The following is a 19,188-nucleotide window of genomic DNA, read 5'->3' on the forward strand; positions in this document are numbered from 1 at the left end:
AATTATCAATTCTTTGCATCTCTTTATTAAGGTTGCTTAGGCTTATGATGGTGCTTCCTATTTTGATAAATGCGTTTGGAATCTGGTTGTTTTTTATTACTTTCAGCAATGTATTTACGGCACTATTGCGATTGGTAAAATTACGTTTTTTTTAAAGAAGTGTCGGATTGATTTTATAAACTGTGAGCTATGTCCATGCAGGAAACTACCATTTATGATGCCGAAGTCTTCAATCTTACATCTGAGGAGTTCGAACAGATACAACATATTTTAGGGCGTAAGCCCAATCACCTGGAACTGGAAATATTCTCCATCCTTTGGTCGGAGCACGCCAGTTACAAAAACTCGCTGAAATGGCTTGAGCTGTTGCCCAAGAAGGGCGATGGGGTTGTTGTGGAGGCCGGAAAGGAGAGTGCCGGAGCCATTGATATTGGCGATGGGCAGGTATGTGTTTTTAAAGTAGAATCACACAACCATCCTTGTGCTGTTCAACCCCGCTTGGGGGCTTCAACCGGGCTTAGAGTGGTTACCCGCGACATTTTTGCAATGGGAGCCAAGCCACTGGCTTTTCTTAATTCTCTGAGGTTTGGCAACGGCGAGCGCGACACGGCCCGTTGGTTGTTCGAGGAGGTGGTAACCGGATTGGCCGATTTTGAAAAAGGGTTTGGTGTACCGGTTGTTGGTGGTGAAACATTTTTCTGCGACGCCTTTAACTCCAGCCCAATTGTAAATAATATGGTGGTGGGTGTGGCGCCTAAGGATGACCTGATTTCTGCCGTAGCAAAAGGTGTAGGCAACCTGATTGCCATTATTGGTGTCGAAACTGGCAATGAGGGCATCGATGGGGATGCTTTTAATTCAGATATTATCAGCGATAATGGTACAAAAGGATTGGCGCTCGACTATCTGCGCAACGTAGATGTTGAAAAAGCCTTGTTTAAAGTGATTCAAAAGCTTATTGCGGATAAAATGGCCGTGGGTATTCAGCCCATTGGCGCACAAGGAATTGTTGGAGCAGTTACTGAAATGGCTGCCCGCGGAAAATCGGGCGTGAAAATCTCGACCAAAGAGGTGCCATTGAGAGATGCTGCATTAAGTCCGAGAGACATTCTCGTGTCTGAAACCTGGGGTAGAATGTTGGTGTGCTTTGCGCCTGAGCATCTTACTGAAATAAAAAAACTGGCCAAAGAAAATGATGTGCATTTTGGCCTGTTGGGAGAGGTTACTGCCGACGGCTTATTTACGCTTAATAACAACGGAGCCGTACAAGTGTCTTTGCCAGTTGAGTATCTGGGATTGGGTGGTAAAGCTCCGGTTTACGAGCCGCTTTTTGAGCTCGATGGTGCACAGGCTGTAGATTGTGATGTGGATACGCTTCCGGAGCCTGACCACTATCCTGCCACAGTTAAAACCATGATGAGCTCTTTAAATCTGGTGTCGAAAAAATGGTTGAGCCGTAAGTTCTCAAAATCACTGCGCGCCGAAGATTTAAGCACAAAATATCCTTCCGATGCGTCAATAATTGAGGTGGTAGAAAACGGAAAGGCTCTGGTCGCCACCATGGATTGTAACCCCGGATACATGAATGCTGACCCTTACAAGGGGGCTCAGATTGCAGTGGCCGAGGCGGCACGTAATATCGTTTGTGCCGGTGGCAAACCATTGGCAGTATCTGATTGCCTTAATTTTGGAAGTCCAAATGACCCAAAAGCCTATGGTGCTTTTGTGGCATCGGTTAAAGGTGTTGCCGAAGCGTGCAGATTATTCAAACTTCCCGTTATCAGTGGTAATGTGAGTTTTTACAATCAACGCTCGGTCGATGGGCAGATTATTCCGGTTACGCCGTCGCCAATTATTGGGATGGTTGGTTTGCTAAAAGATGCAAAACATCATACAACGCTGTCGTTCAGACATAAAGGAGATATGATTTTTTTGGTTGGTCGTTCACGTAACGATGTAAATGGCTCAGAGTATGTGCGTAAAGTACATCGAATCAATTCATCATTACCACCTTATTACGATGCAGCCGAAGAGCAGGAGATGCAGCAGGTTGTGTCAGGAATGATTGACAAAGGTCTGGTACGGTCGGTTCATGATGTGTCTAATGGAGGTCTTTTCTTTTCGTTGCTCGAGTGTGCCATTCCGCTCGAATTTGGTTTTGACATCACCACCGATGCTGAAATCCGCAAGGACGCCTTCCTGTTTGGTGAATCGCAAAGCCGCGTAATTGTGTCCGTTTCTGCCGAAAAACAGGATCTATTTGTCGACTATATGGTGGAGCAGGAGTTTCCGTTCAGTATTCTTGGTCATGTGACCAAAGGCGAACTCCGCATCGACGATGAGTCTTATGGGTTTGTGGAGGATTTAAAAAAGTCGTTTGAAAATCACCTTAAGGATTGGGTTGAAGGCAAGAAGATTTAATTAACGGTTTTGTACGATATTTAAAGGGGTGTTCATCTGTTTCGAATGCCCCTTTCTTTATGTTTTTGGTTATTTTTGAGTTTTCAGAGTTACACTTCACTACAAACAACTTTTATATTGTAATTATGTCAGTAACACCATATTCTGCTCAGGATGGAACCAAAAAGGATCAGGTCAAAACAATGTTTAACCGCATTGCACCCCGCTACGATTTGCTAAACCATCTCTTATCATTTGGCATCGATCGCAAATGGCGAAAACGTGTGGTCAAAATGGTGAAAGGCATGAAAGCGCCTGTAATACTGGATGTGGCCACTGGAACTGGCGATTTGGCCATTGCACTTTCAAAATCCCATCCATCTGCTGTGTACGGCGTTGATATTTCGGTGGGCATGCTCGAAAAGGCACGGCAAAAAGTGCAGAAACTGGGATTACAGCATACCATCATACTTAAAGAGGCTGATTCTGAAGCCTTGCCATTCGATCGTAATACGTTTGATGTGGTTACGGTAGCATTTGGCGTGCGTAATTTCGGAGACTTAAATGCTGGTCTCACAGAGATGGGACGTGTGCTGAAACCCGGTGGGAAACTGATTGTTCTTGAGTTTTCGCGTCCCGCAAATTTCCCGATGAAGCAACTTTATAATTTCTACTTTAAGCGGATTCTGCCGTTGTGGGGAGGGCTCATTTCCAAAGACAAAGAGGCATATACATATCTGCCCGCCTCGGTGATGGAATTCCCCGAAGGCGAGATATTTGAAACCGAGCTTGTAAATGCTGGTTTGCATCCTGAAAAATCCATCAGACAAACTTTTGGTATCGCCACAATTTACGTCGCACTTAAACCATTGCAATAAAACAGCTTTTTTTTCGTTTTTGGCATATAGCCTAATCTTTAGTTTATCTCTCAATGAGGCAATTGGTTTCTTTTATCGTATGCTTTTGTGTTTTGTCAACAGTGGGTTTGGCGCAGCCGCTCAAAAAGGGGGTTCCCAATCTGCCGAATTTTGATGATCGTCCTTTGCATTTTGGCTTTTATATAGGTTTTAATGCGATGGATTTTAGGGTGGTTCACAAAGAGCCGGGGCTGATTGGCGATGCCCAGGTGCGTTATGCCGACGTGGTTTCACTCAATCCGGGAATAAACATTGGAATGGTTACAAGTTTTAGACTGAACCAATATTTTAATCTGAGGGTTTTACCTGGCATCAGTTTCGGACAGCGCGATTTGTTGTTCATCAGCGAGGATGGAGAGAAGGACCGATTGCCACTCGAAGTAAAGTCCACTTTCATCGAAAGTCCGATATTGATTAAGTTCAACGGTGCACGCATGACCAATGCTAAGCCGTTTCTTATTACCGGCATCAACCCGCGTTTTGATTTGGCCAAAAGTAAGAAAGATGGGATTTTGATGCGTCCCTTTGATCTCTATTGGGAAATAGGTGGCGGTATTGATTCTTATATGAGTTATTTCCGTTTTGCTACTGAACTTAAGCTCTCCGTAGGACTTCTCAACGTACTTAATCCATCCGGAACTGGAGAGCCCGAAGATGTACTCTATACACATGTGTTGGATCGGGTAACTTCTCGTATCTTTGTGCTCACGTTTTATTTTGAATAATTTCCCTGTGTCAGCATGAAGAAAGAGATTGCATTACGACTCACCCCGGCCGAAGCTGCCGATGAAAGCAAACTGCTTCCAATTATTGCCAAGGAGATGAAAGTGGCGCCATCTAAAGTTTCCGGTTTTCATATCCGGAGGCGCTCCATCGATGCCCGAAAAGCGCCCGTAATGGTTCAGTTGCATATCATTGCATGGGCCAATGCTCCAAAGCCAAAGGATGAGCCTGTTGCTTTTAGTTATCCCAATGTAAGTTCGGCGCCCGAAGTAATCATTGTAGGTGCTGGTCCCGGTGGGCTGTTTGCTGCATTGCGTCTCATCGAACTGGGTTTAAAACCCATAGTGCTCGAACGAGGAAAAGCGGTAAGCGAGCGCAAGCGTGATGTGGCTCTGCTCAACCGTAACAATCCTGTTAATCCTGAGTCTAACTATGCCTTCGGCGAAGGCGGCGCAGGCACTTTTTCAGATGGCAAATTATATACACGAAGCATAAAGAGGGGCGATTTCAGACGTTTCCTGGAAGTGCTGCATTTCCATGGTGCTTCAGAAGATGTGTTGATTGATGCGCACCCACATGTTGGCACCGATCGTTTGCCGGGAATCATCAAAAACATCCGTGAATCGATTATTGCATCGGGTGGTGAGGTGAGATTCAATACCCGTGTGGATGATTTAATTATTGATGGCGACACCATAACCGGTGTTGTAACGCATCTGGGTGATAAAGTTTACGCAAAGGCTGTAATACTTGCTACGGGGCATTCGGCACGCGACATTTACGAGTTGCTTCATCATCGGGCCATTCTGCTCGAAGCCAAAACCTGGGCTATGGGCGTTAGGGTTGAACACCCGCAAACGTTAATCGATCAGATTCAGTACCATTCACCCGATGGTCGAGGTGAGCATCTTCCGGCGGCATCATATAACTTTTCCTGTCAGGTCGAAAATCGGGGCGTCTATTCCTTTTGCATGTGTCCGGGCGGCTTTATTGTACCTGCAATGACTGGCGACAATGAGATGGTGGTCAATGGCATGTCTGCCTCCGGCCGAAATTCGCCCTTTGCAAACAGCGGTATGGTGGTTGAAATTCACCCCGATGATCTTACTGGTTTCAAAAAGTATGGCCCGCTTGCCGGGCTAATGTTTCAGCGCGAAGTGGAGAACTTTTGTTTTGTGAATGGTGGCAAAAATGTAATTGCTCCGGCACAGCGGTTAACCGATTTTGTGAATGGCCGTTTATCTTTCGATTTGCCAGAAACATCTTATGTGCCTGGCACAATTGCAGCACCTTTACATTTTATTCTGCCCGATATTATTTCAGGAAGATTGCGTGAGGGCTTTCGTCATTTTGGCAAATGGGCACGAGGGTTTTTAACCGATGATGCTGTGGTTCTGGGAACTGAGTCGCGCACATCATCGCCGGTTCGGATTCCTCGAGACCCGGCAACATTGCAACATGTGCAGATACGCCATCTTTTCCCTTGCGGTGAGGGAGCTGGTTATGCCGGTGGTATAGCCTCTTCGGCTCTCGATGGCGAAAGGTGTGCCGTTATGGTGGCACACGCACTGGGCATAAAGGTTGATTAAAGGGATGCCTGTCGCCTGAATTCTGAACATAAAATGGCCGTGGCCACACCCACATTCAACGATTCTGAGGTGGGTTCATTGGCCGGATAACTCGGGATGGTTATGCGGTTGGTCACCATCGAACCTATTTCATCCCGTATACCTTGACCCTCGTTTCCCATTATCAGCAACCCCTGATTTAACAGTTTTGCCTGGTATACATTGTCGCCCTTTAAGAAAGTGCCGTAAACCGGATTTCCGGTTTCCTTCTTATAGATTTCAATAAAACCGGAAAGATTGGTATAATGTACCCTCACACGGGCAATTGCCCCCATGCTGGATTGAATAACTTTTGGGTTATACAAATCTGCGGTGTCGGTGCTGCAAACAATATCACCAATACCAAACCAGTCGGCCAGCCTGATTATGGTTCCCAAGTTTCCGGGATCCTGAACACCGTCGAGCAGCAGGGTCAGATTATTCTTAATGGCACTATTCTTGAGATGATGTTTGTGTTGAGGAAAGAGACCCAAAACATTTTGTGGTGTTTTTTGCAGTGATACTTTCTCCAGTTCATCGCGACTCGTGATTACCATCGGGAAATGTTCGGCTACCAGATTTGCAGGTAGCAACCAGGTGTCTGTAGCAACCAGCAACTGAGGTGTCATACCTGCTGCCAGCAGGTCTCTGACAATTTTATCGCCTTCGGCCAAAAACAGTCCGTGCACGTCACGTTGTTTTTTTTGTGCCATGGCAGCAATCAGTTTTTTCTGATTCTTACTTAACATGATCTAATTTTTTACCTTTGTCTGCAAAAGTAGCAATATTAAGAAGATAAATGATACGTAAAATAGCCGTAGTTTTCTTGCTTTTTTTATCTATATTCCTGTCTCAACTGGGTTTGCAGGGGTGTAGTTCAACCAAGTATGTTCCCGAGGGGGAACGGCTATTGTCCCGTGTCCGTATTAATCACGATGCCCGTGACATGTCGCGCGAAGACCTCAAGTTGTATTTGCGCCAACAGGAAAACCTTAGGATTTTGGGCGTTTGGCGATTGCACCTTGGATTATATAACCTCTCTGGTCGTGACGATTCAAAGGGCTTTAACCGATGGTTACGACGAATAGGTGAAGCTCCCGTTATTTATGACTCCTCACTGGTGGATCGCTCCGTTGAACAAATGGGGCTTTATATGCGCAACCGAGGCTATTACCTTGCGCAGGTTAAGGATACTGTTACATTCCCTTCCGACAAAAAAGCGCGTGTTACCTATAATATCACAGCGGGGCCACGATACAGATTGAATGATCTGTTTTACCGTATCGAAGACTCCACTCTTACCAATCTGGTTCTTAAGGACACCATAAATACTGCCATGCGCAAGGGCAGGGGATTTACCACAGAAATGCACAACCGCGAACGTGAGCGTATTACTCAAAATTTACGAAATCATGGTTATTATAACTTCTCCCGGGAGTACATCTATTTTTTAGCCGATAGTTCTCTTGGAAATTACCGCGTTAATGATACCCTCGTGATTATGAGGCCTCCATTGAATGCCACCGGACGCAATCCAGATGGGAACCATGCCAGATACGCCATCCGAAGTGTAGTTTTTCAGGTGGGAGGCGATTCTCAGGAGCTGGCGCGTGAGGAAGCAACTCTGGGCATTGTTATGGATACCATCTGGCATCAGGGGTATAGAATTGTTTTTGAGGACGAGTTGGATTTTAAACCCGATGTATTGGTAAACAGCAATTACATCGTACCCGGAGACATATATCAGGCTGCATTGGTCGAACGAACTCAAATGCTACTGAGCGGATTGAGGATATTTAAATATATCAACATCCGTTTTCGCGAAGTAGAACATGAAACGGATGAAAATGGAAATAAGATCCTCGACTGTGTGGTTCATGTTGTGCCGGGAAAATTCCAGTCTTATGCGCTTGAAATAGAGGGCACAAACTCATCCGGGAACCTTGGGGCTGCCGGAAACATCAAGTATCAGCATAAAAACATCTTTAAAGGTGCTGAATTGTTTACCCTGAGCACCCGTCTGGCTCGTCAGAATCAGTTTGTTGTGCGCAGTGGTACGCGGGAACAGTTTAACACAGCTGAGTATGGAGGAGAAACATCTGTTGTTTTTCCCAAGTTTATTCTTCCTGCGCGAATCGAGAAGTTTCGGCAGAGATATAATCCAAAAACAACCATCGCCCTGGCATATAATTATCAACGAAGACCCGATTATACCCGAACCATCGCCAATGCCCGGATGGGTTACACCTGGCGTGCATCAAGATATAGCAACCATACATTTTTCCCGCTTGATTTTAATCTGGTGAATATTCCCAATGTAGATCCACGTTTCTGGGATGTTATCAGCAATACATTCCTTCGGTATACTTATGAGGATCACCTTATTGCCAGTTCAAATTACAGCTATCTATACAATCAGCAGGAACTGGGAACCCGCAATCGGGAATTTTGGTATTTTCGTTACAACGTGGAGTCAGCAGGAAATATTCTGCAACTGTTTTCGCCCTTAACAGAAAAAAGAGAAGCATACAATACATTCCTTGGTATCCGTTATGCACAATACGTAAAGAGCGATGTGGACTTAAGGTTTCATGATCCAATTGATAGGTTTACCTCAATGACCTATCGCTTTTTTGCCGGAGTGGGTGTTCCTTACGGCAATCTGAATGTACTCCCTTTTGAAAAACGTTACTATTCCGGTGGAGCAAATAGCATAAGGGCCTGGCCGGTGCGCGCACTTGGACCTGGCTCCTACAAGCAGGAGGAGCTTACTTTTTATAACCAGACTGCCGATATTAAGCTCGAACTTAATGTGGAGTATCGTTTTCCGCTGTTTTGGCTCCTCGAAGGCGCCCTCTTTCTGGATGCCGGAAATATATGGGATTTAAGACGCGGAGTAAGTAGCGAGGGACTCTTCAAATTTGATGAGTTCTATAAGCAGTTAGCTCTGGGTACAGGGTTTGGAACACGCTTCGATTTTAAATATTTCATCTTCCGTATCGATACCGGGCTTAAGCTCCATGATCCGGCGGCGCCTTCTGGTGAGAGGTGGATTCCATTTGCGCGTCCATATATATGGAACGATGTAGGTTTTAATTTTGCCATTGGTTATCCGTTCTGATACCACACAAAAAAAACCGCCTTCAAAATATTGAAGGCGGTTTTGTATATGTAAGCTATTTTATTAAGCTTTACCTGCAGAACCAAGCACGTTGATGTTTTTGTGCTTGTAAAGTTCTTTCAGAACATCGCGGGCAGGACCTAAATATTTACGTGGGTCAAATTCTCCCGGATTTTCAGCCATTACTTTGCGGATGGCAGCAGTCATTGCCAGGCGACCATCAGAGTCGATATTGATTTTACATACTGCTGATTTAGCAGCTTTGCGCAACCACTCTTCTGGAATACCAACGGCACTTTTTACTGAACCGCCATATTTGTTGATGGTATCAACATGCTCCTGAGGTACCGACGATGCGCCGTGAAGCACAATGGGGAAACCAGGAATACGTTTCTCAATCTCTTCCAAAATGTCGAAACGAAGCATTGGGGGAACAAGTTTTCCATCAGCATCAACAGTACACTGAGCTGGTGTGAATTTGTGTGCACCGTGCGAAGTACCAATTGAAATTGCCAATGAGTCAACGCCAGTACGTTTTACAAAATCTTCAACCTCTTCAGGACGGGTATATGTAGAGTGCTCAGCAACCACATCGTCTTCCACTCCGGCAAGCACTCCCAATTCGCCTTCAACAGATACGCCATGTGCGTGTGCGTACTCAACTACTTTTTTAGTTAGGGCAACGTTCTCTTCGTATGAGTGGTGTGAACCATCAATCATTACTGATGAAAATCCGGCATCAATACACTCTTTGCATAGTTCGAATGAATCACCATGGTCAAGGTGAAGCACGATGGGTATTTCGCAACCCAATTCTTTCACAAATTCAACAGCTCCTTTGGCCATATTACGCAATAGAGTAGCGTTGGCATATTTACGGGCACCTGATGATACCTGAAGAATCACCGGAGATTTGGTCTCCACGCAAGCCATAAGGATTGACTGGAGTTGCTCCAGGTTGTTGAAGTTGTAGGCCGGGATGGCATAACCGCCGGCTACGGCTTTAGCAAACAGTTCTTTGCTGTTAGCCAGGCCTAACTCTTTGTAATTAATTGCCATTTTTTTTATTGTTTAATTGTTGGTTTTAAAGAATCCTGAATCTTACTTGTCGTAAAATCAGATACAAAAATAGTCATTGATATGAACTTTTACAATTTTTGCTCACCAGGAGTGGCGGAGTTGTGATTCTATAAGTAAAATTTAACTTTGTATGTGAATTTTTCTCATTTTTGCCGTAAAAATTAACATTATTTTTGCAGTCTGTCAGAGAGTTGAAAAATCCGGCTTTGGATTTCATGCCGGTTATATTTTTTTAGATGTTTATTCATGGTGTTTGTCTCTTCGAAAACACGAAAGTTAATTCATAAATAGCGCATGGCTGATAACAATCAATTAAATAGCAGAGATAGTTTTTCAAGTAAGTTTGGCGTAATTGCTGCCGCGGCAGGTTCAGCAGTGGGTCTGGGCAATATCTGGCGGTTTCCGTATGTGGCAGGCGAAAATGGGGGAGGTGCATTCCTTCTGCTTAATCTGGCCTTTATTCTCGCTATAGGTGTGCCGGTAATGCTTTCCGAATTGCTCATCGGACGAAAAGCACAACTAAATATTTTTGGTGCATTTCGAAAACTTGCTCCCGGTAAACCATGGTATTTGGTTGGCCTGATGGGGGTTGGTGCAGCATTTATGATTCTTTCATTCTATGCGGTAGTTGCTGGGTGGACGCTCGAATATTCATTCTATGCTCTTCGCAATGAGTTTGCAGGGAAATCGGCCGAGGAACTTTCGTTAATTTTCGACAAGCTTACAGGGGCAACCTGGCGCCCGGTTGTATTTATGCTCATTTTCATGGCAATTTCTGCGCTGATTGTACGCTCCGGTGTGAAGAAAGGCATTGAGCGATATACAAAAATATTAATGCCGCTTTTACTGGTTATCATAATTGGTCTGGCCATCCGTTCGCTTACCCTCGAAGGTGCCTATGCAGGCCTTGAATTTCTCTTTCGGCCTGATTTTTCTGCCATTGATGCCAATACTGTTCTTGAGGCGCTGGGTCAGGCTTTCTTTTCGCTTAGCTTAGGAATGGGGGTTATGGCTACTTATGGTTCATATATCAAAAAGTCTGAATCACTGGGGCAGACGGCCATTTCTGTCTCGTTGACAGATACCTTTATCGCGGTGTTGGCGGGTGTGGCAATTTTTCCAGCAGTTTTTGCATTTGGAATAGAACCCGGCGCTGGTCCCGGGCTGGTATTTGTTACACTTCCAGGCATTTTCAATCAGATGGTGGGAGGTTATTTCTTTGCTGTCTTCTTTTTTGTCTTACTCGTTATTGCAGCCCTCACCTCCTCAATCTCGCTGCTTGAGGTTGTTGTTGCCTATTTTGTTGAAGAGCTTAAGATGAAAAGGCCTGTTGCAACATGGGTGGCTGCAGGTATCATGTCGCTGCTTGGGGTGTTGTGCGCATTAAATGGTGCAATTTTCAATCTTTTTGATAAAACGTCATCAAACATTCTTTTGCCATTAGGCGGTCTGTTTATTGTCATTTTTGTTGGATGGTTTCTCGGAAAACGCGTCGTTAAAGCGGAACTTGAAGCCGATGGTCGTGTCGCCTTTTACTTCAAGATGTTTGTACCTGTAATCAGGTTCCTTGCACCCATCGCTATAGCATTGGTTTTTCTGAATGGTATAGGATTGTTAAAGTTTTAGGTGCTTGACATTCTAATGCTTAGTGCATAATATTGTGCTAAAAAATGCATGTGGAAAGATTACTTTTCGTTCACAGCTAAAGAGCAACGCGGTATATTGATTCTTTGTACTTTGATATTGTTACTTACCGGCACCCGCTTTATGTTACCGGTGGTAATGAGTAGCAATCACCACCTTGCCATCACAAGGGATTCATTACCGGCTTTCCAACCCATATCGATGGTTGTGGAATCAATCGGCATGTCCGATGTGCTTGAGACCCGGCTTTATATGTTTAACCCCAACGAGGTGAGTTATAGGGAGCTTATCGGTTTTGGTGTGCCCGCATCAGCTGCCGGAAATTGGGTTCGGTATCTCGAAAGAGGTGGTCGTTTTCGCTCAAAATCCGACATCGGGAGAGTCTATGGTATGGATTATGCGGTGCTTGAGCGCATTTCCCCATTTATGGCTTTTGAGATTGATAATGAGGTTTCAATGAGCGCACACACCAATAGAGTGGCTGATTTTCATCTTGATCTCAACCGTGCCGACTCTCTAACGGTTGATGGATTGGCCTGGAGTAAACCCATGCGCGATACCTTAATGGTATGGCAAAAAACACACTGGTTTCCGCAGCGATACGCTTCAGTACGTTTAAAAGCCTGGACGTTGGATTCGTTAATTGCGGTTAAACCCACTTTACAAATACGCAATGCTTACAGGGCATCAAATACTTTTACAATTGGAATTAATACAGCAGACACTGCCGATTGGGCCAGTTTGCGAGGTATAGGGCCGGTATTGAGCCGTCGTATTGTGGCTTACCGAAAGGCGCTGGGTGGTTTTGTTTCTATTGAGCAGATTGGCGAAGTGGAGGGCATCTCACCTGTGCTTTTGAATGATTTGAAGGCCAGATTGACACTGGATACATTACCAGTTACCACCATTAATATTAATACCGCTTCAGTAAGAAGGCTGCGTGATCATCCATACCTGGATTTTTATCAGGCAAAGGCCATTGTCGATTTCAGAAATGAGAATGGTAAGTTAAAAAGTACTGAACAGATCATGAGAATAAAGTCGCTCGAAAGTGCTGACTGGGACAGGTTATTACCATATTTAAGTGTTGCAGAAGATTGAATGTTATCCGATTTAAAAAAAAGATGATGCAAAATTTGCCATAATCCCGAAACTTCATTTTCTTTGCAACCTGAAAAAAAGAAGTGAATGGCTTTTTTTGATTTTCTGTTATTGGAATCATTTTTAAAGTTGTACATTTGCAAGCCCGAAAAAAATATTAAAAACAAAAGTTATGATAGTTGTACCCATCAAGGAAGGCGAAAACATTGAAAGAGCTTTGAAGAAATTCAAAAGGAAGTTTGAGAAAACAGGAACAATGCGTGAATTGCGTTCACGTCAGGCTTTCACAAAGCCTTCTGTAGTTAACAGAGAGCAAAAAAAGAAAGCGATCTACATTCAGCAGCTGCAACGCGAAGAAGAATAGTTCGCTACATAATTTTTAAAAAAGTGTCTTACTTTTCTCCTTTTTTTTCTTACATTCGTAAGGAAGAGGAGACAAGTAAGACATTTTTGTACATGCATCATACAGACACGTTTCTGCAATATCTGACATACGAAAAGCGGTGTTCGCCACATACCGTTACTGCTTATGAGGGCGATTTAAAACAGTTTTTCGACTTTTTGGGGAGCGATGAACTCTCGCTTCTGGCATCTGTGCGCCCAAAGCAAATACGGAACTGGGTTATTGACATGAGCAATAAGGGGCTGAGCTCACGTTCCATCCATCGAAAAATATCCTCCTTAAAAACATTTTACAAACACCTTCAGGTTCAGGAGTTGGTCGATAATAATCCGGCCACCCTTGTAACTCTTCCAAAAATACCAAAAAAACTTCCGACCTTTGTGCAGGAGAAGGATATGGATTTTTTATTGGATCAGGTTGATTTTGGACAAGACTATGAAGGTGTACGCAACAAGTTGATTCTGGAGTTGTTTTACGGAACAGGCATGCGGTTGTCAGAGTTGGTGGGTTTACACAACCGCGATGTTGATCTTTCAGCCGGATTGGTCAAGGTGTTGGGCAAACGAAATAAGGAACGCCTAATCCCACTCACCAACGAGGCCATCCTCATGTTTAAGCGGTACAATGTAGTGAAGCAGGCAACTTTTGGTGGCGATTCGCCTCAATGGATATTTCTTACATCAAGCGGTAATCCTATATATCACAAATTGGTTTACCGAATCGTCAACGCCTCGCTTCATTTGGCTACTACCATGCAGAAAAAAAGTCCGCACGTGCTGCGTCATACTTTTGCAACCGTACTCCTGAATCGGGGAGCCGATATAAATGCAATTAAAGAACTGCTTGGCCATTCAAACCTGAATGCCACTCAGATATATACACACAATACTTTTAAGCAATTAAACGCTATTTATAAACAAGCTCATCCGCGAGCTTAAAATAAAGGAGGAGTGATTATGAACATAACGATTCAATCCGTGCACTTTGATGCTGCAGATCATCTGGAAGATTTCATCAACCAGAAAGTAGGAAAACTGGATCAGTATTTTGATGGGATTTTAGGCGCTGAAGTCATTTTGCGGCTCGACAAATCTGAAACGCTGGAGAACAAGGTGGCCGAAATCACACTTGACATTCCAGGTAACAAAGCCTTTGCTAAAAAGCAGAATAAAACTTTTGAAGAGGCCGTAGATTTGGCTTGCGAAGCCCTGCGTAAACAACTGGTTAAACGCAAAGAAAAGATTAAAGCCAAATAAACTAAAAAAGAATTCAATATTTTGTGTTGTTTGAAAAATATTATACATTTGCACACCATTTTTAGTGTATAAGCTATAAAATGAATGCTTCAATAGGCTGGTTATCAAAGGTGATCAGCCTATTGAAATGAAATAAAGGTTGGTTTTTAATTGGCCTGATTCGCTTTAAGTGTTTGTAAATAAGCGAAATCAGGGTTTGGTCAAAATTTGGATTGCACAATGCCGCAGGAGGCGTTTTTTTAAACAGTTGTTTTTGAGTTTTTTTGCATTAAATTCATTAACTTTGTAGGCTTTAAAAATAATGCGGGAGTAGCTCAGTTGATAGAGCATTAGCCTTCCAAGCTAAGGGTCGCGGGTTTGAGTCCCGTCTCCCGCTCATTTAAAAGCCGATGTAGCTCAGGGGTAGAGCGCTTCCTTGGTAAGGAAGAGGTCATGGGTTCAATTCCCATCATTGGCTCAAAACTAAAGAATGTTTTCGGTTTCAATATTGTTCTAATTGTCTTAAATAATTTCGTACTATGGCTAAAGAAACATTTCAAAGGACGAAGCCTCACGTTAATATCGGTACCATCGGTCACGTTGACCATGGTAAAACCACTTTGACTGCTGCTATTACTGCAGTTTTGGCAAAAAAAGGTTTGTCCGAAGTTAAGAGTTTCGATTCTATTGACAACGCTCCCGAGGAAAAAGAGCGTGGTATTACCATCAATACCGCTCACGTAGAGTACCAAACAGAGAACCGTCACTACGCTCACGTTGACTGTCCAGGTCACGCCGACTACGTGAAAAACATGGTTACCGGTGCTGCCCAGATGGACGGTGCTATTCTTGTTTGTGCTGCTACTGACGGTCCTATGCCTCAGACCCGCGAGCACATTCTTCTGGCCCGTCAGGTAAACGTTCCTAAAATCGTAGTGTTCCTTAACAAAGTGGACATGGTTGACGATGCCGAGCTACTTGAGCTTGTGGAAATGGAACTTCGTGACCTGTTGAACTTCTATCAGTTCGATGGTGACAATACCCCTGTAATTCTTGGTTCTGCTCTTGGTGCTCTTAACGGAGAAGCTGAGTGGGAAGAAAAAGTTATGGAGCTGATGAATGCAGTGGATACTTGGATTCCACTTCCTCCACGTGATATCGACAAGCCTTTCCTAATGCCTGTTGAAGATGTATTCTCTATTACTGGTCGTGGTACTGTGGCTACTGGCCGTATCGAAACCGGTATCATCAAAACTGGTGAAGAGATGCAGATTATCGGTCTGGGCGCAGAAGGTAAGAAAACCGTATGTACCGGTGTTGAGATGTTCCGTAAAATTCTTGACGAAGGTCAGGCTGGTGACAACGTAGGTCTTTTGATGCGTGGTGTTGACAAAAATGAAATTAAGCGTGGTATGGTATTGGCTAAGCCAGGTACCATCAAGCCTCACACCAAAATTAAAGCTGAGATTTACGTGTTGAAGAAAGAAGAAGGTGGTCGTCACACGCCTTTCCACAACAAGTACCGTCCTCAGTTCTATATCCGTACCCTCGATATCACCGGTGAAATTACCCTTCCTGAAGGAACAGAAATGGTAATGCCTGGTGACAACGTAACCATCACTGTAGATCTTATCTATCCTGTAGCTGTAAACGTAGGTCTTCGTTTCGCTATTCGTGAAGGTGGTCGTACCGTTGGTGCTGGTCAGATTACTGAAATTCTTGAATAGTAATTCGAGAGAAATATCTAAGGTTGGGAATGGGTTAAACCATTCTCAACTTTTTACACGGGTGTAGCTCAGTTGGTAGAGCACTGGTCTCCAAAACCAGGTGTCGGGAGTTCGAGTCTCTCCTCCCGTGCAAAATCATAAATAATCCGGTTTAACCGAATTTTAGCATGAAAAAAATTAAAGCATACTTTCAGGAAGTTCATAACGAGTTGGTTAATAAAACTTCTTGGCCTACATGGGCTGAACTTCAAAATAGTGCGATTGTTGTAATGGTGGCTTCGCTCATCATTGCCGGCATTGTTTACGTTATGGATTTTTCTTTTGATACTTTACTGGAGTGGTTCTACAAAAAATTGTACTAATCCCCGGAGAACAATAACAGAATGAGTGAACTTGAAAGAAAATGGTATGTGCTCCGGGCCATCGGTGGAAAAGAAAAGAAGGTTAAGGAGTACATAGAAAGCGAAATCGTCAGCATGAAAATGCAGGACTATGTGACGCAGGTGTTGATTCCCACGGAAAAGGTATACCAGATTCGTAACGGGAAGAAAATCAGCAAAGAGCGCACATATTATCCTGGTTATGTGTTGGTAGAGGCCGCTTTGGTTGGTGAGGTTCCTCACGTTCTTAAGAATATCCCCAATGTTATTGGTTTTTTGAGCGACCGCAACGATATACCTACACCACTGAGAGTATCAGAAGTGAACCGGATATTAGGTAAAGTAGATGAACTCTCTGAAACAGCTGAAGAGATCAACATACCATTCTTTGTTGGCGAAACCGTTAAGGTGAGCGATGGCCCCTTTAATGGATTCTCAGGCATCATTGAAGAAGTGAATGAAGAGAAACGCAAGCTTAAAGTAATGGTAAAGATTTTTGGGCGTAAAACACCTCTTGAACTAAGTTTTTTACAGGTAGAGAAGGAGTAACGAATCATTTAGTAGCGGGGCTTCCAGGATATTTCCCTTAGGGGTATATCTCTACAAATGAAATACGAATCCCAATCTATTGTGAATTTTAATAACCAACATGAATTGCTACAATGGCTAAGGAAGTAGAAAATTTTATTAAGCTTCAGATTAAAGGCGGTGCAGCAAATCCATCACCTCCGGTAGGACCTGCTTTAGGTTCTAAAGGGGTGAACATTATGGAATTTTGTAAGCAATTCAATGCCAGGACGCAGGAAAAAGCCGGTAAGGTTTTACCTGTGGTGATTACGGTGTACAAAGACAAATCGTTTGATTTTGTTGTAAAAACACCTCCTGCTGCAGTACAGCTAATGGATATGTCTAAGGTAAAAGGTGGTTCAGCTGAACCAAACCGTAAAAAAGTGGGTTCAGTAACCTGGGATCAGGTTAAGACCATAGCCGAAGATAAAATAGCTGACATGAATTGCTTTACGTTGGATTCTGCAATGAGGATGATTGCCGGTACTGCCAGAAGTATGGGAATTACCGTGGAAGGTGAATTTCCTGGTAACAATTAAACTTGTTTGTAAAAATGACAAAACTAACAAAGAATAAGAAGTTAGCTTTAGCAAAGATCGATACCGACAAGTCTTACACCATCGAAGAGGCAGCTGGTCTTGTTAAAGACATCACCTATACCAAATTTGATGCTTCAGTGGACATCGACATCCGTTTGGGTGTTGACCCTCGTAAAGCGAATCAAATGGTGCGCGGTGTTGTTACACTTCCAAACGGAACAGGTAAAGATACCAGAGTATTGGTATTGTGTACCCCCGATAAGGAAGAAGAGGCAAAAAGCGCTGGAGCCGATTTTGTAGGTCTTGACGATTACATCGAGAAGATCAAAGAAGGTTGGACTGATGTAGACGTTATTATTACCATGCCCAGTGTAATGGGTAAGGTGGGTGCATTGGGTCGGGTATTAGGTCCTCGCGGATTGATGCCAAACCCCAAAAGCGGAACTGTAACCATGGAAATTGGTAAGGCCGTTAAAGAAGTGAAAGCCGGTAAGATCGACTTTAAAGTTGACCGTTACGGTATCGTGCATTCTACCGTAGGTAAGGTATCTTTCAGTCCTGATAAACTTGTGGAAAACGTTCGCGAATTCGTTAGCGTAATTCAAAAGTTAAAACCATCATCTGCTAAGGGTACTTATGTGAAGAGCATTTATCTGTCGAGCACCATGAGTCCGGGAATTCGAATTGAACCCAAATCTCTTGAGGTTTAATGTTTAATTTAATGAGAAATTTGGAATCATGAAAAAGACAGAAAAAGCTGCTATAATAAACGACCTGACTTCAAAAATTGGTGAATACAGCCACTTTTATGTGACTGACACTACAGGATTGAATGCAGGTGCTACTAGTGAACTGCGTCGTCTTTGCTTCAAAAAAGATGTGAAACTGATGGTTGTTAAAAACACCCTGTTTCAAAAAGCTATTGAAGCAAGTGAGAAGAATATTGAAGGTCTGGATGTGGCCCTTAAAGGTACCTCAGCTATCATGTTCTGCAATACAGGAAATCTACCTGCCAAACTGATTAAGGAATTCCGCAAAAAAGGAACCATTCCTGCACTTAAAGGTGCATTTGTGGAAGAGTCGGTTTATATTGGAGACAATCAGCTTGAAGCGCTTACCAACATCAAATCCAAAGAGGAACTGCTTGGAGACGTTATCGGATTGCTTCAATCGCCGATCAAAAACGTGGTATCGGCCCTTCAATCTGGTGGCTCAACAATCCATGGCCTCCTGAAAACTTTGGAAGAAAGAAACTAACACATTACTAACAGAAATTTATTAACACTTACAAAAATGGCAGATATTAAAAAGCTTGCAGAAGAATTGGTGAATTTAACTGTAAAAGAAGTTACTGAACTTGCTAACGTTTTGAAAGACGAATATGGTATTGAGCCAGCTGCTGCAGCTGTTGCTGTTGCTGCTCCTGCTGCCGCTGGTGCTGGCGAAGAGGCTGTTGCTCAAACTGAGTTTGATGTAATTCTTAAGTCTGCAGGTGGCTCCAAATTGGCCATCGTGAAACTGGTTAAAGAAATGACTGGTGTAGGTCTTAAAGAAGCCAAAGAATTGGTTGACAAAGCACCCGCTCCAATCAAAGAAAAAGTTTCTAAAGAAGAAGCCGAAGCACTTAAATCTCAATTAGAAGAAGCTGGAGCAGAAGTTGAACTTAAGTAATCTCATACCCTTCTAGGAGGGAACGGTTTAGGAATCCGCCTTGCGGAATCCTAAACCTTTTCATGCTTATATC

19 protein-coding genes and 3 tRNA genes are annotated in these 19,188 nt (G+C 43.5%); 20 read left to right on the top strand and 2 right to left on the bottom strand.

Annotation, left to right across the window (positions count from 1 at the left end):
- Positions 1 to 189 precede the first annotated feature (189 nt).
- From purL to ALKIM_RS0113055, 4 genes are all read left to right on the top strand, one after another.
- Complete coding sequence (purL, locus tag ALKIM_RS0113040; RefSeq protein WP_026475029.1) at positions 190 to 2,421, top strand: phosphoribosylformylglycinamidine synthase subunit PurL; 2,232 nt, start codon at positions 190 to 192, stop codon at positions 2,419 to 2,421.
- A gap of 125 nt (positions 2,422 to 2,546) precedes the next feature.
- Positions 2,547 to 3,278 carry a bifunctional demethylmenaquinone methyltransferase/2-methoxy-6-polyprenyl-1,4-benzoquinol methylase UbiE gene (ubiE, locus tag ALKIM_RS0113045; RefSeq protein ID WP_026475030.1) on the top strand — a complete coding sequence of 244 codons (732 nt, stop codon included), beginning with the start codon at positions 2,547 to 2,549 and terminating at the stop codon, positions 3,276 to 3,278.
- 53 nt (positions 3,279 to 3,331) lie between these two features.
- The gene (porT, locus tag ALKIM_RS0113050) at positions 3,332 to 4,042 is read left to right on the top strand and encodes a type IX secretion/gliding motility protein PorT/SprT (protein WP_026475031.1); all 711 of its coding nucleotides are present in this window, start codon (positions 3,332 to 3,334) and stop codon (positions 4,040 to 4,042) included.
- A gap of 15 nt (positions 4,043 to 4,057) precedes the next feature.
- Positions 4,058 to 5,629 (top strand): NAD(P)/FAD-dependent oxidoreductase, encoded by a 1,572-nt coding sequence (locus ALKIM_RS0113055; protein WP_026475032.1) that lies wholly within the window; start codon positions 4,058 to 4,060, stop codon positions 5,627 to 5,629.
- Here ALKIM_RS0113055 and ALKIM_RS0113060 read toward each other — a convergent pair.
- Positions 5,626 to 6,396: a TrmH family RNA methyltransferase gene (locus ALKIM_RS0113060; protein WP_026475033.1), complete on the bottom strand. Its 771-nt coding sequence runs from the start codon at positions 6,394 to 6,396 to the stop codon at positions 5,626 to 5,628. The two genes, ALKIM_RS0113055 and ALKIM_RS0113060, sit on opposite strands and share 4 nt — an antisense overlap.
- 50 nt (positions 6,397 to 6,446) lie before the next feature.
- Here ALKIM_RS0113060 and tamL point away from each other — a divergent pair, with 50 nt between their 5' ends.
- Positions 6,447 to 8,768, top strand: coding sequence for a translocation and assembly module lipoprotein TamL (gene tamL / locus ALKIM_RS0113065; protein ID WP_026475034.1), 2,322 nt, complete (start codon positions 6,447 to 6,449; stop codon positions 8,766 to 8,768).
- A gap of 63 nt (positions 8,769 to 8,831) precedes the next feature.
- Here tamL and ALKIM_RS0113070 read toward each other — a convergent pair whose 3' ends face one another.
- The gene (locus ALKIM_RS0113070) at positions 8,832 to 9,827 is read right to left on the bottom strand and encodes a class II fructose-bisphosphate aldolase (protein ID WP_044117943.1); all 996 of its coding nucleotides are present in this window, start codon (positions 9,825 to 9,827) and stop codon (positions 8,832 to 8,834) included.
- 315 nt (positions 9,828 to 10,142) lie between these two features.
- On the opposite strand from ALKIM_RS0113070, the gene ALKIM_RS0113075 reads away from it, so the two are divergent.
- From ALKIM_RS0113075 to rplL, 15 genes are all read left to right on the top strand, one after another.
- Positions 10,143 to 11,474, top strand: coding sequence for a sodium-dependent transporter (locus ALKIM_RS0113075; RefSeq protein ID WP_026475036.1), 1,332 nt, complete (start codon positions 10,143 to 10,145; stop codon positions 11,472 to 11,474).
- Positions 11,475 to 11,522: 48 nt separating this feature from the next.
- On the top strand, positions 11,523 to 12,593 hold the full coding sequence (locus ALKIM_RS19385; protein ID WP_052345558.1) for a helix-hairpin-helix domain-containing protein: 1,071 nt from the start codon (positions 11,523 to 11,525) through the stop codon (positions 12,591 to 12,593).
- 172 nt (positions 12,594 to 12,765) lie between these two features.
- Entirely contained in the window at positions 12,766 to 12,957 is a 192-nt protein-coding gene (gene rpsU / locus ALKIM_RS0113085) for a 30S ribosomal protein S21 (protein WP_026475037.1), read from the top strand.
- Between the two features lie 92 nt (positions 12,958 to 13,049).
- On the top strand, positions 13,050 to 13,934 hold the full coding sequence (locus ALKIM_RS0113090) for a tyrosine-type recombinase/integrase (protein WP_026475038.1): 885 nt from the start codon (positions 13,050 to 13,052) through the stop codon (positions 13,932 to 13,934).
- 18 nt (positions 13,935 to 13,952) lie between these two features.
- The gene (gene hpf, locus ALKIM_RS0113095; protein ID WP_026475039.1) at positions 13,953 to 14,252 is read left to right on the top strand and encodes a ribosome hibernation-promoting factor, HPF/YfiA family; all 300 of its coding nucleotides are present in this window, start codon (positions 13,953 to 13,955) and stop codon (positions 14,250 to 14,252) included.
- A gap of 303 nt (positions 14,253 to 14,555) precedes the next feature.
- Positions 14,556 to 14,628: transfer RNA gene (locus tag ALKIM_RS0113100), tRNA-Gly, on the top strand.
- A 9-nt stretch (positions 14,629 to 14,637) separates the two neighbouring features.
- Positions 14,638 to 14,709: transfer RNA gene (locus tag ALKIM_RS0113105), tRNA-Thr, on the top strand.
- Between the two features lie 61 nt (positions 14,710 to 14,770).
- Positions 14,771 to 15,958 carry an elongation factor Tu gene (tuf, locus tag ALKIM_RS0113110; RefSeq protein ID WP_026475040.1) on the top strand — a complete coding sequence of 396 codons (1,188 nt, stop codon included), beginning with the start codon at positions 14,771 to 14,773 and terminating at the stop codon, positions 15,956 to 15,958.
- Between the two features lie 57 nt (positions 15,959 to 16,015).
- A tRNA-Trp gene (locus ALKIM_RS0113115) sits at positions 16,016 to 16,088 on the top strand.
- A gap of 37 nt (positions 16,089 to 16,125) precedes the next feature.
- Positions 16,126 to 16,320 carry a preprotein translocase subunit SecE gene (gene secE / locus ALKIM_RS0113120; RefSeq protein WP_026475041.1) on the top strand — a complete coding sequence of 65 codons (195 nt, stop codon included), beginning with the start codon at positions 16,126 to 16,128 and terminating at the stop codon, positions 16,318 to 16,320.
- Positions 16,321 to 16,341: 21 nt separating this feature from the next.
- Positions 16,342 to 16,887 carry a transcription termination/antitermination protein NusG gene (gene nusG, locus ALKIM_RS0113125; protein ID WP_026475042.1) on the top strand — a complete coding sequence of 182 codons (546 nt, stop codon included), beginning with the start codon at positions 16,342 to 16,344 and terminating at the stop codon, positions 16,885 to 16,887.
- Positions 16,888 to 17,000: 113 nt separating this feature from the next.
- On the top strand, positions 17,001 to 17,444 hold the full coding sequence (gene rplK, locus ALKIM_RS0113130) for a 50S ribosomal protein L11 (RefSeq protein ID WP_026475043.1): 444 nt from the start codon (positions 17,001 to 17,003) through the stop codon (positions 17,442 to 17,444).
- Positions 17,445 to 17,458: 14 nt separating this feature from the next.
- Positions 17,459 to 18,154 carry a 50S ribosomal protein L1 gene (gene rplA / locus ALKIM_RS0113135; protein ID WP_026475044.1) on the top strand — a complete coding sequence of 232 codons (696 nt, stop codon included), beginning with the start codon at positions 17,459 to 17,461 and terminating at the stop codon, positions 18,152 to 18,154.
- A 28-nt stretch (positions 18,155 to 18,182) separates the two neighbouring features.
- On the top strand, positions 18,183 to 18,701 hold the full coding sequence (rplJ, locus tag ALKIM_RS0113140) for a 50S ribosomal protein L10 (RefSeq protein ID WP_026475045.1): 519 nt from the start codon (positions 18,183 to 18,185) through the stop codon (positions 18,699 to 18,701).
- A 36-nt stretch (positions 18,702 to 18,737) separates the two neighbouring features.
- Complete coding sequence (rplL, locus tag ALKIM_RS0113145) at positions 18,738 to 19,115, top strand: 50S ribosomal protein L7/L12 (protein ID WP_026475046.1); 378 nt, start codon at positions 18,738 to 18,740, stop codon at positions 19,113 to 19,115.
- The last annotated feature ends 73 nt before the right edge of the window (positions 19,116 to 19,188 follow it).

Source organism: Alkaliflexus imshenetskii DSM 15055 (genome assembly GCF_000517065.1).
Lineage (GTDB): Bacteria > Bacteroidota > Bacteroidia > Bacteroidales > Marinilabiliaceae > Alkaliflexus > Alkaliflexus imshenetskii.

Bases quoted from the DNA above. Each gene is read 5' to 3' on its own strand.
- purL (WP_026475029.1), top strand. From the start codon at position 190: ATGTCCATGCAGGAAACTACCATTTATGATGCCGAAGTCTTCAATCTT.
- rplA (WP_026475044.1), top strand. From the start codon at position 17,459: ATGACAAAACTAACAAAGAATAAGAAGTTAGCTTTAGCAAAGATCGAT.
- rplL (WP_026475046.1), top strand. From the start codon at position 18,738: ATGGCAGATATTAAAAAGCTTGCAGAAGAATTGGTGAATTTAACTGTA.
- rplJ (WP_026475045.1), top strand. From the start codon at position 18,183: ATGAAAAAGACAGAAAAAGCTGCTATAATAAACGACCTGACTTCAAAA.
- tamL (WP_026475034.1), top strand. From the start codon at position 6,447: ATGATACGTAAAATAGCCGTAGTTTTCTTGCTTTTTTTATCTATATTC.
- ubiE (WP_026475030.1), top strand. From the start codon at position 2,547: ATGTCAGTAACACCATATTCTGCTCAGGATGGAACCAAAAAGGATCAG.
- tuf (WP_026475040.1), top strand. From the start codon at position 14,771: ATGGCTAAAGAAACATTTCAAAGGACGAAGCCTCACGTTAATATCGGT.
- ALKIM_RS0113075 (WP_026475036.1), top strand. From the start codon at position 10,143: ATGGCTGATAACAATCAATTAAATAGCAGAGATAGTTTTTCAAGTAAG.
- hpf (WP_026475039.1), top strand. From the start codon at position 13,953: ATGAACATAACGATTCAATCCGTGCACTTTGATGCTGCAGATCATCTG.
- ALKIM_RS0113070 (WP_044117943.1), bottom strand. From the start codon at position 9,827: ATGGCAATTAATTACAAAGAGTTAGGCCTGGCTAACAGCAAAGAACTG.
- nusG (WP_026475042.1), top strand. From the start codon at position 16,342: ATGAGTGAACTTGAAAGAAAATGGTATGTGCTCCGGGCCATCGGTGGA.
- rplK (WP_026475043.1), top strand. From the start codon at position 17,001: ATGGCTAAGGAAGTAGAAAATTTTATTAAGCTTCAGATTAAAGGCGGT.
- ALKIM_RS19385 (WP_052345558.1), top strand. From the start codon at position 11,523: ATGTGGAAAGATTACTTTTCGTTCACAGCTAAAGAGCAACGCGGTATA.
- rpsU (WP_026475037.1), top strand. From the start codon at position 12,766: ATGATAGTTGTACCCATCAAGGAAGGCGAAAACATTGAAAGAGCTTTG.
- ALKIM_RS0113090 (WP_026475038.1), top strand. From the start codon at position 13,050: ATGCATCATACAGACACGTTTCTGCAATATCTGACATACGAAAAGCGG.
- ALKIM_RS0113060 (WP_026475033.1), bottom strand. From the start codon at position 6,396: ATGTTAAGTAAGAATCAGAAAAAACTGATTGCTGCCATGGCACAAAAA.
- ALKIM_RS0113055 (WP_026475032.1), top strand. From the start codon at position 4,058: ATGAAGAAAGAGATTGCATTACGACTCACCCCGGCCGAAGCTGCCGAT.
- porT (WP_026475031.1), top strand. From the start codon at position 3,332: ATGAGGCAATTGGTTTCTTTTATCGTATGCTTTTGTGTTTTGTCAACA.
- secE (WP_026475041.1), top strand. From the start codon at position 16,126: ATGAAAAAAATTAAAGCATACTTTCAGGAAGTTCATAACGAGTTGGTT.